This window comes from Bacteroidales bacterium, from assembly GCA_018334875.1.
Taxonomy (GTDB): Bacteria; Bacteroidota; Bacteroidia; order Bacteroidales; family UBA12077; genus JAGXLC01.
Genome location: JAGXLC010000071.1, coordinates 1 through 17,248, shown reverse-complemented (window position 1 = coordinate 17,248; position 17,248 = coordinate 1). Strand labels below are relative to the sequence as shown.

General features: G+C 42.4%; 14 protein-coding genes. 5 read left to right on the top strand and 9 right to left on the bottom strand.

All coding sequences use genetic code 11. From position 1 onward, the window contains the following. From KGY70_08135 to KGY70_08120, 4 genes are all read right to left on the bottom strand, one after another. A partial coding sequence (locus tag KGY70_08135; GenBank protein ID MBS3775140.1) for a C39 family peptidase occupies window positions 1–160 on the bottom strand: 160 nt, incomplete at its 3' end. Between the two features lie 1,254 nt (window positions 161–1,414). Further along, window positions 1,415–2,107 (bottom strand): hypothetical protein, encoded by a 693-nt coding sequence (locus KGY70_08130; protein MBS3775139.1) that lies wholly within the window; start codon window positions 2,105–2,107, stop codon window positions 1,415–1,417. Window positions 2,108–2,462: 355 nt separating this feature from the next. After that, the gene (locus tag KGY70_08125; protein MBS3775138.1) at window positions 2,463–3,893 is read right to left on the bottom strand and encodes a DUF1080 domain-containing protein; all 1,431 of its coding nucleotides are present in this window, start codon (window positions 3,891–3,893) and stop codon (window positions 2,463–2,465) included. 55 nt (window positions 3,894–3,948) lie between these two features. Beyond that, window positions 3,949–4,362: an acyl-CoA thioesterase gene (locus KGY70_08120; GenBank protein MBS3775137.1), complete on the bottom strand. Its 414-nt coding sequence runs from the start codon at window positions 4,360–4,362 to the stop codon at window positions 3,949–3,951. 166 nt (window positions 4,363–4,528) lie between these two features. Here KGY70_08120 and KGY70_08115 point away from each other — a divergent pair, with 166 nt between their 5' ends. The 4 genes from KGY70_08115 to KGY70_08100 all read left to right on the top strand — a co-directional run bounded on the left by KGY70_08115 (window position 4,529) and on the right by KGY70_08100 (window position 10,285). Then, the gene (locus tag KGY70_08115; protein MBS3775136.1) at window positions 4,529–5,200 is read left to right on the top strand and encodes a 2-phosphosulfolactate phosphatase; all 672 of its coding nucleotides are present in this window, start codon (window positions 4,529–4,531) and stop codon (window positions 5,198–5,200) included. 106 nt (window positions 5,201–5,306) lie between these two features. After that, window positions 5,307–7,403 carry a ComEC family competence protein gene (locus tag KGY70_08110; protein MBS3775135.1) on the top strand — a complete coding sequence of 699 codons (2,097 nt, stop codon included), beginning with the start codon at window positions 5,307–5,309 and terminating at the stop codon, window positions 7,401–7,403. 90 nt (window positions 7,404–7,493) lie between these two features. Next, window positions 7,494–8,840 carry a Trk system potassium transporter TrkA gene (gene trkA / locus KGY70_08105; protein ID MBS3775134.1) on the top strand — a complete coding sequence of 449 codons (1,347 nt, stop codon included), beginning with the start codon at window positions 7,494–7,496 and terminating at the stop codon, window positions 8,838–8,840. After that, entirely contained in the window at window positions 8,840–10,285 is a 1,446-nt protein-coding gene (locus KGY70_08100) for a TrkH family potassium uptake protein (GenBank protein MBS3775133.1), read from the top strand. The genes trkA and KGY70_08100 overlap by 1 nt, the downstream gene beginning before the upstream one ends. A gap of 147 nt (window positions 10,286–10,432) precedes the next feature. Here KGY70_08100 and KGY70_08095 read toward each other — a convergent pair whose 3' ends face one another. From KGY70_08095 to KGY70_08080, 4 genes are all read right to left on the bottom strand, one after another. Then, window positions 10,433–11,050, bottom strand: coding sequence for a threonylcarbamoyl-AMP synthase (locus KGY70_08095; protein MBS3775132.1), 618 nt, complete (start codon window positions 11,048–11,050; stop codon window positions 10,433–10,435). A 208-nt stretch (window positions 11,051–11,258) separates the two neighbouring features. Further along, window positions 11,259–12,689 (bottom strand): [FeFe] hydrogenase H-cluster radical SAM maturase HydG, encoded by a 1,431-nt coding sequence (hydG, locus tag KGY70_08090; GenBank protein ID MBS3775131.1) that lies wholly within the window; start codon window positions 12,687–12,689, stop codon window positions 11,259–11,261. A gap of 38 nt (window positions 12,690–12,727) precedes the next feature. Beyond that, window positions 12,728–12,973 (bottom strand): hypothetical protein, encoded by a 246-nt coding sequence (locus tag KGY70_08085; protein ID MBS3775130.1) that lies wholly within the window; start codon window positions 12,971–12,973, stop codon window positions 12,728–12,730. A 714-nt stretch (window positions 12,974–13,687) separates the two neighbouring features. Beyond that, window positions 13,688–14,260: a TlpA family protein disulfide reductase gene (locus KGY70_08080; protein ID MBS3775129.1), complete on the bottom strand. Its 573-nt coding sequence runs from the start codon at window positions 14,258–14,260 to the stop codon at window positions 13,688–13,690. Between the two features lie 220 nt (window positions 14,261–14,480). On the opposite strand from KGY70_08080, the gene KGY70_08075 reads away from it, so the two are divergent. Further along, window positions 14,481–14,738 (top strand): hypothetical protein, encoded by a 258-nt coding sequence (locus tag KGY70_08075; GenBank protein MBS3775128.1) that lies wholly within the window; start codon window positions 14,481–14,483, stop codon window positions 14,736–14,738. Between the two features lie 60 nt (window positions 14,739–14,798). On the opposite strand, the gene KGY70_08070 is transcribed toward KGY70_08075, so the two are convergent. Beyond that, window positions 14,799–17,248: hypothetical protein (locus KGY70_08070; GenBank protein MBS3775127.1), on the bottom strand; the 2,450-nt coding region annotated here is incomplete at its 5' end.

Genomic DNA, 17,248 nt, shown 5'->3' with positions numbered 1-17,248 from the left:
CGCTGATGCCCATCATGGAGACGCCTTCACGGGTGATGTAACTTCGGTCGCGGAGGGTTTGAAGGGAATAATGCTTTCCATAATACCGGGCGATCATGCGCAGGCAGGCAGGACCGCAGTCCATGGCATCGTGTTGCTGGTAGAAGGGAAATTTAGGCATGAAAACAAGCAAACGTTGTTGGTTAACGGGATAAATTTAAGGAAAAATTGGGAAAACATTGTCATTGATGGTCATTATATCGTTTGACTTGAGATCTGATGGTTTGAGAGGAGTTGGGGAAAGAAGTTGGCAGTGGGCAGTTGGCAGTTGGTCCCGCATTCTGCGGGAGCAGTTGGCAAAATTTGCCAGAAGCTTCTGATGGCCACAGCTCGATGCCACAATTTGACAATGTAACACTGTAATAATATGACCGTAGTCCTTCTACTCTTCGCCTTAGCCTCATTTTAAGAAGTTGGTCCCGCCTATATCGGCGGGAGCAGTGAGTCCCGCATTCTGCGGGAGCAGTTGGCAAAATTTGCCAGAATATTCTGATGGCCACAGCCCGAGGCAACAATTTGACAATGTAACACTGTAACAATAAGACCGTAGTCCTTCTACTCTTCGCCTCATTTTAACAAGTTGGCAAACGTTTAAATCTGGAGTTGGCAGGGGAAGCATAATGTCATTGATGGTCATTGATGGTCATTGGTTGTACTAGCAGAACATTAGTCGCGTAGCGACGAAATTATGGTAGCCCGGGGAATCCAGCCAAATAGCAGGAGTCGCGTAGCGACGGCACCGGATATATCAAAGCATATTAATCACTTCATTGAAGCACGAAATGGTAAAATTGGATTGCTGAGGTTACTAACCTTCAGCCCCAACCGATAAAACAGTATGGTTGTTTGCCCAATTATTTGTTAAACCGTACCAATTGATTCTTGCAGTGGACAAATTGAAGCTTACAGTAGCAAAACTGCAATTGACATTGCCAAAATTACAGCTTACAATGTCACAATTGCAGTTTACAATCAACAAATTGAATATTACAGTGGATAAATTGTATCTTAAATCGAATAAATCATATGGTACATTCGATAGATCGAATCTTACTTTAAATAAAATTAATCTTGCATTCAACAATTTAAATCTTACATTAAATAAATTGTAATGCATATCGGACAAATTGAAGGTTACAGTTAACAAATCGGATCATACATCGGACAAATTAAAGGTTACAGTTAATAAATCAAATCTTACATCGGACAAATTGATTCTTACAGTTAACAAATCGAATCTTGCATCGGACAAATTAAAGGTTGCAGTTAAAAAATCGAATCTTACATCGGGCAAATTGAATCGGGCAGTCCACAAATAAAGGAGGCCATCCAATTGGACAGCCTCCTTTTACACATTATCAAGAGCCAGTTGGTATTATTCATCATCAAGTTCAGTTTCTTCTTCTTCGGTTTTACTTCTTTTTCCCATATCAACAATTGTGCGTGCACTTCGGTACATGTTATAAAATGTGGGATGGCTGGTCTTATAGGATACCATAATCATATCCAGGTGATCTCTCAGCAGCTCATCACCTTCCTTAAAAAGCTCCTGCAATCTTGATGTAGCTGTTGCCCTTGTACCGATTGCCGCCCTGGGTTTGGAAAGCATCTCGGAGAAATCGTCTATTGCATTTTGCAGTTTGTCAAGGTCTTCCTGCGTTTTGCCGTAATCGGCAAGCCCGGAAAGGACGCTTTCTGCTATCCTGTGAACAGACTGACAGATGGCCCTGAGGTCTGTATCCCGTGCGGACTTCAAATCTGTGGGGCTGTAGTTAACATTTTGTTTCAATTTATTGTCGCCAATGAGAGCGGCATAGGAATGGACTGATGATGCGAATTCCAAAGTAATCTTTATCAGCCTGTCTTCTTCTTTCTGTTTGTTTTCGGTGACACCTGTAGTCTTACCTTTCTGAATTTCCTGTTGGGTAACAATTTCAGAGATGATTTTTTTAAACTTATCAAATGCTCTGACAGATGCAGGCATATTGATCCAGATGTCTTTATTGCTTTCCCAAACATCATCTACTGAGATGAACATACTAAGCTTATCCTCTTGTCTGTTATTCATATCATTAAAAATTTATAGTTAATAAGTATAGATTATCATGGATAAAAGTAATAATATTTTTATTAAATGTAAATAATTCGGTGACAAATTTTTAAAAAACTTTAAAAAAATTATCAAATGCTTACCGGCTGTGGATTTCCTGATATTAAGGGTTTTGAAAAGAGTAGTAGGATCAGAGCAGTCCGAATTTATTGCATATACCGGCAACATTGATGGATAAATGGCGACAGGAGAAAAGCAATAAAATTGCAATTTTAATAATGGCCACGAATGCACGAATAAAATATAATTCGTGCATCCGCGGCCATCATTACCCGGAGCGTTTAAGCCCGGTGGTATCTTCAGCCCACGGGCATCAGTTCATTTCTTTCACAGGGGGAAGCCACATATCTTCAGGTTCTAGGTTCAATTCCTCGATCATCTTCAGGGAATACCCCAGCTTCCCTAATTCTCTGCCCGTGTTGTTCGTTCCAAAAGCAAATTTAACTCCTGCTTCTTTGGCCTTTTTCAGTATTTTCTTTTTAGGCAGTTCATAACGGGCATTGATCTCCAGAGCCACATCATTTTCAACAAGTGCCTGTACTACCCGGTCGATCCTTTCTTCCGTCCAAAGTTCATCGTAACGGTCTTGTATCTCCTCCGGCAAAAAGGTAGGATTGACATAAATATCGATTGGTTCCCGGGTGATCTTCTCTATTTGACTCACCAGTTGCTCCATAAAATCCTGGGGGTTGCCTACATGGGTTTCTTCGGGCATCCACAGACGCATGCGCTGGCCCTGGTCGTTGGTCCAGGTCATCGCATCGGTAAAAACATAATCGGCTTTTGCCACCGTTTCGGATGAAAAGAGGTCAACCCATTCCCGACCTTCTGCCTGCATGGCAGTATAAACCGGCTTTCCTTTCTGACTGTTGATATATTCCAAAAGTTGCTCATCATTTGTAATGGGAAACTTCAGGCCGCAGTTGGCCGCAATTCCATAGTTAATCCCATACTGCCTCGAGGAATCCAAAGCCTCATGCAATTGCAGTCCACCTTTCAGATGAACATGAAAGTCAATAAGGGGAAAGTTTTGAGCATGCAAACGGGTAACCTTACGATTCCAGGATTGATCAACATGCAAAGGTACCCCTGCCGTATCAGGAAGGGACTTCACCCTCATGTTCCTAATTTTTAGTCCGGTGTTTCCGTCTTTGCAATGGATACCCAAAACACCTTCCGAAAGCATGCGCTTATCCATATCAGCAGGCCTCCAGGGATCCTCCGGTTCCACATAATCCACGGTCTTTTCTCCGTTGACATAAACCTGAATATGGTTCTCCTGAACCTGAATACGCAGATCAAACCATTTCCCATCCTCAACCAAAGGATAATAAGTGTTTCTTATCCGGTTCAGGCTGCCGGTCATATTGATCTCGGGATAATCCTTCATCCCCCGGTAGGTATTGTTGAGCTGAACCCCGTATCCGGTTTTAGAAACGGGCTCGTTGCCGGGATCGGCATGAAAAAGTACTTCGGTATTGGCTCCACGCTGAGTCATAACCTCAGCTTCCATTTCGAAATTCTTCAAACCGGCATCCCTGTCTTCCCCCTCATAAATCAAAAGGGCATCCGAACCTTCGCAGCTCAAAACACCATCAGCCACCTGAAAGGCCTGTTCATTTTTCAGGGTGCTCCAACCCTGAAGATCACTTTCACCAAGCATATCATGCCATTGATCTTGGGAGGGGCCACCGCAGAAAGTAAGAAAAAAACAGCTAAAGAGTAAAATTACAAGGTTTTTCATCATACATATATTTAATTCGACAAATTGAAAGTTAAAGTTATTTTTATGACCCGAATTATTCAAGTCCCAACCGGGACACATCCAGTATACGCTCAGGCTTGACCGGTTTTCCCTCTTTCAGGCAAACCCCGGTTACACAGGCTTTAACCACTATTTTTTCATCCGGCATACGAAGAATCGTTTGGTCAAAAACCATCTTCAAATGACCTTCTCTCCTGATATCAAGGGTCACCTTAAACCGATCCCGGCTTTTTAGCGGGTATTTGTAATCAATTTCAACCCGGGATATAATCAAATCTTTACCTTCATCATGGAGCCCTGCAAAATCGATACCCCGGGAGTAAAGAAATTCATGGCGGGCATGCTCAAGATAATTCTGATATACCGAATTGTTTACGATGCCTTGCAAATCCAACTCATAATCCCTTACAGACAATTCCACCTCAAAAAGATTTTGTTTCCCGCTCATATCACAATTATGAATAAAAAATAAGCTACCAAAGATAAACAAACTTTGCTCCATCAAAAACCATTGGGAAACATTTGCTATATTTGCTTTATAATTATACCCCTGTATTCCTGAAGCCATACAGGTAATGCGGGAATGAACAGAATCCAATAAAAATCGCATAACAATGGACATCAGAATAAAAAGTTGTATTGAAGGTGCAAAAGAGTCAGAAGGCTTCACTGTAATCATCGATGTATTTCGGGCAAGCAACACCATCATTGCTTGTCTGGGGCAGGGAGCGGATTGTGTTATTCCCGTAGGAAGCCTGGAAAAAGCTTATCACTTGAAAGAACAACATCCCGATTTCGTTCTGGCCGGTGAGCGAAAAAGCATGCCACCTGAAGGATTTGATTTCGGAAACACTCCGGCCTATGCATCGAGCCAGAAGCTAAAGGGAAAAAAAGTGATTTTTACCACTTCAGCAGGAACCCAGGGGATTGTAAATGCCCGAAATGCCGATGAAATATTGATCGGCAGCTTTGCCAATGCATCAGCCATTGTAGAATATATACACTGCAAGAATCCTCAAATCGTCACGCTTGCTGCCATGGGATTTGAATCCTCCGAAAAAGCTGAAGAAGATGAGCAGTGCGCTTTCTATCTTAAAGAACTTATAGCTGGACAAAATCCGGATATTCGCCAGATAAAGGAAAAGATCATCGCGAGTAAAGGAGCCATGCGGCTAAGGAAGCTGGGAAGAACGGACGATCTGAATTTCGCCCTGAAATTTAACGCCTATCCCATGTTGCCTATATACAACCCATCAACAGGCGAGGTAAGATCATACGTTATCTGACCATCATAACCTGCATTATTCAAAAATAATTCGGGATAAAATAAAATGGCTCACCTGTGGATTTTTTCAACGGAATTTCATACATTTATTTAAAATTTGGGCTCAGATGGCATTTCTGGCAAGAAATCCTTTCCTCAGGCTGGTCATTCCCCTGATTGGCGGCATTCTGCTTCAGGAGCACTTTCATTTTGCATGGAGCTCCCTGATAGCAATCATTGCTTTTTTGCTAATTCTGCTCATTGGATTTGAAATCCTTCCTGCCAGACAGAAATTTTTCCTGGAATGGGTCCGGGGATTCCTGATCATATTAATATTCTTTGCTATCGGTGCCATACTACTCCAGGAAAAGCAAGAGAATAAACCCGAACCGGAAACGGGTAAGCTGACTTTTACCGGGCAAATCCTGGATATACCCGAAGAAAAAGATAAAACCTGGCAAACCGTCATCAAAACCAGCCAAATTCGCAGGGATAGCTTGTGGTACCGGGAAAAAATAAAAATATTGGCTTACCTTGAAAAAAACGGGCAAACGCTGCCTGTCAAACCGGGCGACAAAGTTCTCTTTTCAGCCTACGTCAACCCAATAAAAAATCAGGGTAATCCGGGCGAGTTCAATTATAAAAGATATATGGCCATCCAGGGAGTCCATTATCAGGTATATCTTGATAAAGCCTCCTGGAAAAAGTCCCGGGCTGATGCCCCCTTTTCAGTAATTGCTCTTTCCAACCGTTTGAGGCTGCATTTATTGAACCAACTCAAAGAAACGGGGATCGGTGAGGAGGAATATGGTATTGCTTCTGCGCTTTTATTGGGTTACAAAGATTTTCTTACCCCGGAAGTGAGAAGCAGGTTCTCCTCCGCCGGCGCCATGCATATCCTGGCTGTTTCAGGGCTGCATGTCGGGATCATTTATCTCATTGTCCATTACTTATTGTTTTTTATGGAGCGATATCCCTACGGAAAAATTATTAAAGTAGTGATAATCCTGATCATACTTGTCGGATATGCATTTCTTACCGGCCTTTCGCCTTCAGTATCCCGCGCCACATTGATGTTTTCGGTAATAGCTATAGGGCAGGTATTGAGAAGATATTCCTCGGTGTATAACAGCCTGGCATTTTCAGCATTTGTTCTTTTGGTTATCAATCCTTTATTAATCTTTTCCATCAGCTTTCAGCTCTCCTATCTCGCAGTGTACAGTATTGTATTCTTTCAGCCACGATTTTACAAACTGATCGAGCTGCCCCTGATACCCGACAAACTATGGCAATGGTTTACCGTTGCCCTGGCAGCTCAAATTGGTACGGCTCCTGTGGTGATTCATCATTTTAATCTTTTCTCCAACTTCTTCTGGCTTACCAACTTTATTGCCATCCCCGCCGCTGTATTCATCATCTTTACAGGGATGCTTTATTTCCTCGTCGCTCCGCTCCTGCCCGTGGCCGGTAAAGCCTTAGGTTTCATCCTTTCTTCCATTCTTTCCGTTTTAAATCAATCAACAGCCTTTATCCGGGATATGCCCTACTCTACTGCAGATGCCATATGGATAAGTGAGATACAAATCTTTCTTTATTACTTTGCCCTTATATTTATCTCTGCATGGATAATCAGAAAAAACACCCTTTATCTGAACCTGTCACTGGGTATTGCCATAGTCTTTCTTCTTTCGGATATCCGGCTACAATACAAAAGACATGAACAAAAAGAATTTCTTGTATATAACATGGCCAACACTTCTGCTATAAATTACATCGACGGGTCAAACAATTTTCTTTTATATAACGGCAAGCAGAAAATCAATGAAGCCATTCCATATTATTTTAAGCCTTACTGGCTGTCGAAAGGTATTAAAACCAGTACTCGCTGGGATATGTCGGTATTAAAAAAGAAAAAGGAGACTCCGGTCTGCCTGTATAAAAATTTTATATACTTCAAAGGTATCAAAATAGGTTATCTCGAAAACGATAATTTCCCTGTCCCATTGGATTCCGAAATAAAAGCCGAACTGGATTATCTTATTCTGGCCAATGATGTCAATATATCCGTTGAGGAAATGAGAAAATTGTTTGATTTTCAAATGGTAATTCTGGATTCATCAAACTCTTACTATTATGGCGAAGCTTTGTGCAGTGAAATGGAGGAAAAAGAAATTCCATTTCATTCTGTACAGAGAAACGGAGCTTTTAGATATATTTTTGACTAAAAAAAGGATGAAAACTTTGTTTATTTTAAAACAAGGTTTTTCTTTGTGCCGTTGATATTTTGTAATGTCAAAATATGAAATATAAAGATTATGAGGATCATTATAGCAGGGGCAGGTGAGGTAGGCTCGCATCTGGCTAAGATGCTAAGCAGTGAATTACATGATATTGTAATCATTGACAACAATGAGGATATTGTAAAAGGAATGAATGCCAACCTGGACATTTTAACCATTACAGGATCGGCCACCTCATTTGAAGTTTTGAAAGAAGCCAACATAAAGAAAGCGGACCTGCTTATTGCTGTAGCACACTCAGAGGAAACCAATATTGCTTGTGCCATCATCGGGAAAAAGCTTGGTGCCAGGCAAACCATTGCCAGAGTTGATAATCCCGAATACATCAGACCGGTCTATAAAAATCATTTCACCGACCTGGGTATTGACTATCTGATTTATCCTGAGCGTATCGCTGCCAGGGAGATCACTGGTATGATAAACCAGACAGGAACCTCGGAGATTGTAGATTTTACCGGTGGAAAGCTTTCGCTCTATGTCCTCAAACTGGAAGAAAATGCCCCTGTTGTTGGAAAGACCCTGATCCAGGCAACCCAGGAGATGGAAAACTATGATTTCCGGGCTGTGGCTATTTCGAGAAACGGTCAGACCATAATTCCCAGAGGGCTGGATCAGTTTTATGTAAATGATGTGATATATGTTGTTACCAATCGTTCCGGCATCAACAATTTATTAAAATATACGGGCAAGAAGAAGATCGAGATCAGGCATGTTATGATTCTTGGGGGAAGCCGTATCGGGAAACGTACGGCTCAGAACCTGGAGAACAGAATGAATGTCAAGCTCATTGAAAAAGAGAAGGACAAAAGTGCTTCTCTGGCTGATGAGTTAAACAATACACTGGTCATTAACGGTGACGGAAGGGATGTAGATTTATTGAAACAGGAAGGCCTTGCAAAGATGGATACCTTCATTGCCGTGACGGGCAGTTCTGAGCTCAATCTTTTATCCTGCCTGTTGGCCAAGCAAATGGGGGTCAAAAAAACGATTGCGGTAATCGAGAACATGAGTTATATCAATCTGGGTGAAAATATGGGTATTGATACCATTATCAACAAAAAGCTGGTAACGGCGAGCCAGATTTTCAAATTTACCATGAGCGCGGAGGTTTCTACAATGAAATGCCTTACCGGTTCCGATGCGGAAGTGCTTGAATTTAAAGCCAAACCAAAATCGAAGATAACAAGGGATAAGCTAAAAAACCTTGATTTCCCGAAAGACGCCATAGTTGGCGGAGTTATAAGAGGAAACAAAAGTTTCATAGCGACAGGAAATACAAACATACAGGATGAAGACCGGGTGGTGGTGTTTGCCATGCCCTCAGCCGTTAAAAAAGTCGAAACCTTTTTCAGTCAGTCCTGATGATTAATGTTCGTGTAATACTGAATATTCTCGGACTTCTTCTTTTGATCGAAGGCATCTCCATGCTTTTGCCCCTTGGTGTTTCAGTTTATTATAACGAAGGGGATATAGCCGCAATTGGCATTTCGGCAGGAATCGCCATTGCCACCGGAGCCTTTGCCTGGCTGTTAACTCAAAGAAGAGACGAAACGATCACCAAAAAAGAGGGTTATATCATTGTAAGCACCGTATGGATCATGTTTTCGCTGTTCGGGTGCCTGCCTTTTGTTATTAGTGGAGAGATCGCCTCTTATACCAATGCATTTTTCGAAACCATTTCAGGATTTACCACTACAGGTGCTTCCATACTCAGTGATGTGGAATCTTTACCCCATGGTTTGCTTTTTTGGAGGAACATGACTCAATGGCTCGGAGGCATGGGCATTATTGTTCTTTCACTGGCCATACTGCCCATATTCGGAATTGGAGGTATGCAGTTATTTGTAGCTGAAGTACCGGGACCAACGCCGGATAAATTTCACCCCCGTGTAAAAGAGACAGCCAAAAGGCTTTGGCAAATATATGTCTTTTTCACGATCACAGAAATTGTCCTTTTGGTCCTCGGTGATGTTAAACTGTTCGATGCCGTATGTCATTCATTTACCACCATGGCCACAGGTGGCTATTCTACCAAACAGGCCAGCATTGCTCATTTTTCTCCTTATGTGCAATATGTAATTACGGCATTTATGTTCCTTGCCGGCACCAATTTTGCACTTTCCTATTACGGTTTACACCTTCAGTTTAATAAAATTGTAAAAAATGAAGAATTCAGGTTCTACTTCTTCTTTTTATTTGGTTTTACTATACTCATTACAGCTTTTTTATGGTTCGGGGATGTGCTGTCTTTTGAGGAATCATTCAGAAATTCGCTATTTCAGGTGGTATCCATCACCACCACCACCGGATATGTCACAACAGACTATTTACAATGGGCACCTTTTCTGGTGGTCATTATATTCATGTTGATGTTTCTCGGAGGTTCGGGGGGTTCCACCGGGGGTGGCATTAAGATTGTAAGGGTGGCACTGCTGATCAAAAACAGTGCGCTGGAATTAAAACGCCTGCTCCATCCGAATGCAGTCATTCCTGTGCGATTGAACAAAAAAAGCATTGACCCTCAGATCGTCACCAATGTTCAGGCATTTGTGGTACTCTATATGATGCTCGTCGGAATAAGCACAATAATCGTTTCATCTATGGGGTATGACCTTGCTTCGTCTCTGGGTTCTGTTGCTGCAACTTTGGGAAATATTGGCCCGGGGATTGGTGCTGTGGGGCCTGTAGAAAATTATGCCCACTTTCCCGACTTTGGTAAATGGTTTCTCTCTTTTCTTATGCTGATTGGCAGACTTGAACTGTTTACCGTACTTATTCTCTTTGCCCCTGCATTTTACAAAAAATAATTATTTTTTTGTGGGAAAACCCGGTGGATGCTGGTTTCGGGCGCCATTAAAAAGCCGCCCGAACAACAACACCTCAATGATCAAAATATTAAAAACTGAGGCCAGAGGCTTCGGGCGGCTTTCCGGATATTCAATCACCTGAATCTTCTATGAGACCAGCTCTCCTTTACCTTCCCGGATGATATAAGGTTCATTATTGGTACAATCCACTATAGTGGATGCCTCAACATTCCCATAACCACCATCTATTATCACATCAACCTGTTTCTGGTATTTTTCGAAAATCTGTTGCGGATCGACCAGGTAATCCATCACTTCATCACTGGTATTGCGCAGGGAAGTGGTCATAATGGGCTCACCCAATTCCTCAACGATTTGCAGCGGAATGTTGTTATCGGGGATACGGATGCCTACAATGTCTTTTTTGCTTTTATACAACTTGGGTATCTTATGGCTGGCAGGCAGCAAAAAAGTAAACGGCCCCGGAAGGTTGTGCTTCAGCAATTTGAAGGTAGATTTATCCAGGGGTTTTGTAAACTGGGAGACCTGGCTAAGATCCTTACAAATGAGTGAAAAATTGGTCCTGCTTTTCTGATCATTCCTGATCTGACTGACCTGCTCCTCCGACTTGTTGTTGTGGATTCTCCATCCTAAAGCGTAAACTGTATCGGTTGGATAAATGATGATGCCATCATTTCTGAGCACATCGGCTACTCTGCGAATTTGTCGCTGGCTGGGTGTTTCAGGATGAATTTTTAAATACATAAGCGTTGTGTTTAAAAGTTAGAAATAAATGAACAGACTAGTACCTATTTTAAACGAATAAAAACAACATAAAATTTTATATATGTATTTTATTTATTGCCCATTGCATCAACATTTGATAAACCTACCAGTAAGACATATTTACTCACCCATTTGTTTAACCCGATATCTGTTCCAATACTTCCAAAAGAAAAGGCAACATGCTTGATCAGAAATACAGATCCCGTTCGCCCTGCCTTATTCTCCGGATCCTATCCCTTAACTGACCGGCCCGTTTGGGATCATCCAATTGCTGAATATTCTCTTCGATTACTTTCCATCCCTTTTCTTCAATATGAGGACGGGCATAATCCACAAGATACTCAACCAATGTAAGGATGGCGTTGGGTGTACAATAACGCTTTATAAAACCGGGCACGGAAAATTCCATAAAATGTTCGCCGGTCCTGCCCAAACGGTAGCAAGCCGTGCAAAAGGACGGAAGGTAACCATCCTCCAGCAATTCATCAATTACCTCCCCTAGCGACCTGGAATCACCTATATGGAATTGTTCTTTGTTCAGGTTCTGATCTTCATTCTGGGTATTGGCATAAGAACCCAGCTCGATACGGGTACCTCCGTCAATCTGGCTTACACCAAACTGCATGACTTCTTTGCGCAGCTCCGGATTTTCGCGTGCCGTAAGGATCAAGCCGGTATAGGGAACAGCCAGTCTCAGGATAGCCACCAGCCTGGAAAATTCCTCATCACCAACTTCATATTTCGGATCAATATCGAGGTTTGCAGCATCCTTCAGCCGGGGAAAAGATATGGTATGGGGTCCTATGTTATAGCAAGCTTCGAAATGGTTGGTATGGCGAACCAGGGAAAGCACTTCAAACCTCCAGTCATAAAGACCAAACAGGGCACCAATACCCACATCATCAACACCTGCTTCCTGTGCTCTGTCAAGGGATGTCAGGCGCCAGTTGTAATCCGTTTTCTTTCCAGCTAAATGATACCATTTATAAGCTTCAGGATGATAGGTTTCCTGAAATATCTGATAGGTTCCGATTCCGGCTTCCCAAACCTTTCTGAAACCCTCTATATCAAGCGGCGCGGCATTGATATTCACTCTGCGGATCTCTCCGTTCCCTTTCTTAACCTTATATACCTGTTTAACCGTATGGGAAATAAATTCAGCATCATAATCGGGATGTTCCCCATAAACCAGAATGAGTCGTTTCTGCCCGTTATCCTCCAATGCCTCTGTTTCCCTAACGATGTCCTCATCGGAAAGTGTCTTCCGGATCGCCTCCCTGTTGGATACCCTGAAACCACAATATTTACAATTGTTGGTGCACTTATTGCCTATATACAGAGGGGCAAAAAGCACAATACGGTTTCCGTAAATCTTATTCTTCAAGTCACGTGCGCCTTGTTTGATTTCACGGACCAGTTCCGGATCATCTGCATTGATCAAGACAGCGGTATCCCTGAGTGAAAGCCTTTCCTTGTTCAGTGATTTATTTATTATATTCCGTACTTCTTGCTTATCGGAGTTTTGGGTATCTTCAATAAACTCCCATATTTCCTCAGGATCGATGAAAGGCTTCATGCGTTCATCTTTTATACTATAACTTCCTGGATTGAATTTCATAAGCTGCTTTTTTCTTTTTACAATTAATAATCGGTTTATCAGTCGTTTTTAAGCAGAACGGACTTGGTCTGGATCCCTTTTATGCGACCTATCTGGCCGGTCAAAGAACCGATTTCATCCGTTGTACCTTCCAGTACCAGGGATATAATGCTGGTACCGTCCGTTTGGGGGAGCCCCTGACGACCGATAATGATATTGGCATGACGGGAAAGAATCTCGTTGAGCTTTCCTGCTGTCTGGCGGTCATGAATACGAATGATGGTAGTGCCTATTCTCTTTTCCATCAGAAAATACCTCCGGATTAGACTTGTAGTTCTTTGACCTTGAAACCGACCAAAATCCGTTTCTCAGTCGTTACTGTTATTAAACTAACAAATATATAAAATATTTTGTTTGAACCAATATGATTTTGCTCATAAATTAAGTAGGAAATGGTGATTTAGTGGCAAAATGATTGATTTGAGGAGATGTATGGTGATGATTGAGTGATTGAGTGATTGAGTGAATGGGTGATTGAGTGAATGGGTAATTGGGTGATTGATTGATTGGGTGATTGGGTGATTGGGTGATTGAGTGAATGGGTGATTGAGTGAATGGGTAATTGGGTGAATGGGTGATTGGGTGATTGGGTGATTGGGTGATTGATTGATTGATTGATTGGGTGATGGAGAACGAGGGCAAGAAAGCGCGATGGAACGATGGAGCGAAAAAACGATGGGGCGATGGTTTGAGGGGGAATGGATTGAAGACGGGAAAACGAGATTAGCAGTGAGTTTTGAGCCTTGAAAATCGTACGCCCCAACTCATTACTCAAAACTCACTACTTTCACTATTTTCCCTTTCCCGTATTCCCGTCTTCTCAGTGCTCGTCTTCTCCCATTTGCCCCATTGATCTATTTCCTGCCAACTGACGAGACATGCCACGGCATGTCTCTACTCACTTCCTGTATTCTCGTCATCCCATCTTCTCGCTCTGTTGTTCCATCGTGTCGTCGTACCTAATCTCCCATCTCCTGCTCAATCACATCCATCATATTCTGAAATTCTTTTTCCGTATATCCTGTGTTCTGATAAACGATGGTTCCTTCTTCATTCACCAGTACATTGCGGGGGATATATTTTTCGGCAAATTTACCGTAAATCATGCGACCGGTATCAGGAGCAAAATGGAAATCATAACCCTTCTCTTTCTTGAATTCCTTCATTTTTTTCATATCCTGCTCTCTGCCAATACTTACAAGGAAGAAATCCTTGTCATTTCCATATCTTTCCCAGACCTGGTTCTGAAGCGCAGGCATCTCTTCCATGCAGGAAGGGCACCAGGTTGCAAAAAAAGTCAGCAGGACCACTTTACCCTCCAGCTTGTCGGTGCCAAATTCCTTCCCTTCGGTGGTGGTGAAGGTAAAATCCGGTACTTTCTGACCCTCACTTATATTGGTACTTGCTTTGATGTCTGCCTCAACCTCTTTTTGTGATTTCTGATCCTCCTGGTCCGCTTCTTTCTCCTTCTGATTTTGGGTGCATTTGATCAAAAGGACCGAGATTGATAAAATAATGAATAAACGCCTCATATCGTGTATTTTTATATTTAAAGGTATTAAGCTCCTGGATTGGCTAATTTAACCCGAGATTATTACAAATAAGTCTGTTGCTAATGAAAAAATTTCAACCTGGGTTAAATCACTATTCTAAATTGATAAAACAAACTTTAATACGGCTATGTTTAATTGATTGGAATTGACAAACCATTTTATTATTTTCAACGGCACAAACCAAAAAAACAATCTACTTATGGAAGAAAAACGAATATTGGGAGTACTGATCACCGACCGGCAGAAGGAAGCCGGCAATGTGCAAAATGTCCTTACCAGGTATGGCAGTGCAATAAAAACAAGGCTAGGTCTTCACGAAGTGAGTGACACTGCCCTCAGCAAGGAAGGTCTCATCCTTCTGGAGCTGACCGGAGACATGGATCAACAGGATAAACTCCAACAGGAACTTGAACAAATTGAAGGAACACAGACGAAAGTCATGTCCTTCAAAATGTAAAAGATGACAAGGACGTCCAAAAAGTACAAACTTATTGGACGTCCTCCTGTTTGATTGCAGTCAGTTTAAGACCTCGCCATAAAAAATGGCATTAAGGAAAAGTTTGTTGGTTCCATACCAGAAACCCCGAAAGTTCGGATCATCAAAGAAGGAGATAATACCTCCTCTTCCCCTGCCGTACACCTGACACCAAAGGGAATGCTCAAGCATTTTTTTGTTTTCATCAGACAAATAACCACTTAATAAGGGCTCTTCTCTGATCATCACCGGAGAAGAATAAGGGTCGCCTGTTTTTTCACAAATGATCTTATTGGTTTTGAACACCGGCATTGTCTCAGAATCAACTCCGTAACAAACCGGATGGGTGGGATCAACGGCAGCCTGCAAGATAACACCGTTTATGGATTGGGCTCCTCTCCTCTCGCCTCTTTGTATATAAGGCAATGTCAATGTGGAATCCGGAGGGGGCAGTTTCTTTTCCTCCATATTGATGAGTTCCCGTTCAGCCAGCCATTTGTTGGCATTTTCAATTGCCACTATCTTACCCCCGTTTTTCAGCCAATGATCAATTTTTTCTTTCACACCTTTATCCCATTGATAACGGCCATCAGGCAAAATCAACGTATTAAAATCCGAAAGCTTTATATGTTCCAAATGATCGGGTTTAACAAGCACGGAGGGGATATGAAACCGCTCATCGAGCAGGTGCCAGACTTGCCCTGCGGAATAACTATGGACACCCTGTCCGGCAGCAATCAGAATCTCCGGCTTATTTAAAGGGACAAAACTCCAGCTCCCCGGATCAATGCCTTTTTCAGTTAGTCCGGATTCCATGGCTACAACATCTGTTCCTTTTTCTTTTACTATCCTTTGCATATGCTGATATACTTTATCATTAGCAATGTCCTGGCCACCCGATGGAATAAACACGCTTCCGGGATCAAAACGGAATAATTCTTCGTTTGCTTTCAGTGAAAACGGCCGGGTAGCCACTTTAACCAGTATATCTTCCTCCTGCAACTGATAAATGATCTCGTGAATGTTGTAATCGGTATCTCTTATAACATAGCCAATATTGCTTTTCCCTCCTATAAGTTTTCCCCTGGGATATTCAACCGTATCTATCCTTTCACCGGTGAGCTTTTCCATGTCCGAAGCGGATTCCACCCCGTCATAATCCAGGTCAAAAGCCAGGGGCATGGTCCAGGCCGATACATCATAAAATATGCTGTCCTCAAATGTTGTTCGCTTTTCGAAAAGGCTCCTGACCAATCTATATTGTTTTTGCTTCAGTGGCACTACATAGCTATAGTCTGGTTGATACTCATTATCCCCTTGCTCATAAGATTGGCTTAATTTGTGCACTTCAATTTGATGGTCTTCCAACAATTTCAGAAAATGATGGGTTTTTACAGGCACATCTTCCGAGCCAAATACATAGCCCTTTACCGGAGCTTCTTCCACCGCTTGATCTATGTCATAAAATCTTCTCTGATAATCATTCAGTTCAGTTCTGTTCCCGAGGCAACCCCGAAGGCTGGACATCGATACGGTAAACTGGTTTTTAATGGCATCAGCAAAAGAACGCACTCCACGGGGAAGATCAAGCTTTTGCCCCATCATGCCGGCTTGCTCAAAAAGGATCCCTATACCTCCGTTAATATCCGGATAGGTGGAGCCTTTACCATAGTAGAAATCATCGAAGGTTTCTTCACTGAAATATAAATTTCCTATATCATCCAAAGCTTCGGAATGATATTTCGCGATCGCTCTGGTGAGCCGCTGATTTTCTTCGGGTGTATGGGGATTGACCCTTTCCGGTACTCCCGGCTGAAAAAAGAAGGTAGAATGGGTACCCATTTCATGATGGTCTGAAAGTACATGGGGTTTCCAGGCATGAAACTTTTCCAGCCGTGATTTGCTTTCGGGGTGCTGAGCAGGTAACCAGTCCCTGTTCAGATCGAACCAGTAATGATTGGTTCTTCCTCCGGGCCAGTCCTGTCGAAACTGTCTGTCGCGATGGTCTTCGTTAATGGTTTTATGGATATGCATATTGCTCCACTGGGCCGCACGATTAAAACCATCGGGGTTCAGGCAGGGATCGATCAGCACAACGGTATTTTCAAGAATATCTTCCACCTCCGAATCTTTGGAGGCTGCCAGATAGTAGGCCATAAGCATAGAGGCATTGCCTGCGCTGGATTCATCTCCGTGCACGCTATATCCCAGCCATGCGATCATGGGCATATTGTTTTGGATATAAAGTTCATTTTTTCCATAAATATAATCCAAATGCCGCTTTCGAATGCTACTAAGCTTTTCCTGGTTTTCCGGCGAAGTAATCCTAAGGAGATACAAAGGCCGGTTTTCATGAGTACGTCCGTATTCCCGGATGGAAATCCGTTCGGACTGAGCGGCCAGGTTTTTCATATAATGAATAAGCTGATCGTGAGAGAAATGCCATTTCCCAAACTCATGATTGCTGTAGTAACCGGGATAAGGAATGTTTT

Bases quoted from the DNA above. Each gene is read 5' to 3' on its own strand.
- KGY70_08110 (MBS3775135.1), top strand. From the start codon at position 5,307: ATGGCATTTCTGGCAAGAAATCCTTTCCTCAGGCTGGTCATTCCCCTG.
- KGY70_08130 (MBS3775139.1), bottom strand. From the start codon at position 2,107: ATGAATAACAGACAAGAGGATAAGCTTAGTATGTTCATCTCAGTAGAT.
- KGY70_08100 (MBS3775133.1), top strand. From the start codon at position 8,840: ATGATTAATGTTCGTGTAATACTGAATATTCTCGGACTTCTTCTTTTG.
- KGY70_08095 (MBS3775132.1), bottom strand. From the start codon at position 11,050: ATGTATTTAAAAATTCATCCTGAAACACCCAGCCAGCGACAAATTCGC.
- KGY70_08115 (MBS3775136.1), top strand. From the start codon at position 4,529: ATGGACATCAGAATAAAAAGTTGTATTGAAGGTGCAAAAGAGTCAGAA.
- hydG (MBS3775131.1), bottom strand. From the start codon at position 12,689: ATGAAATTCAATCCAGGAAGTTATAGTATAAAAGATGAACGCATGAAG.
- KGY70_08120 (MBS3775137.1), bottom strand. From the start codon at position 4,362: ATGAGCGGGAAACAAAATCTTTTTGAGGTGGAATTGTCTGTAAGGGAT.
- KGY70_08075 (MBS3775128.1), top strand. From the start codon at position 14,481: ATGGAAGAAAAACGAATATTGGGAGTACTGATCACCGACCGGCAGAAG.
- trkA (MBS3775134.1), top strand. From the start codon at position 7,494: ATGAGGATCATTATAGCAGGGGCAGGTGAGGTAGGCTCGCATCTGGCT.
- KGY70_08085 (MBS3775130.1), bottom strand. From the start codon at position 12,973: ATGGAAAAGAGAATAGGCACTACCATCATTCGTATTCATGACCGCCAG.
- KGY70_08080 (MBS3775129.1), bottom strand. From the start codon at position 14,260: ATGAGGCGTTTATTCATTATTTTATCAATCTCGGTCCTTTTGATCAAA.
- KGY70_08125 (MBS3775138.1), bottom strand. From the start codon at position 3,893: ATGAAAAACCTTGTAATTTTACTCTTTAGCTGTTTTTTTCTTACTTTC.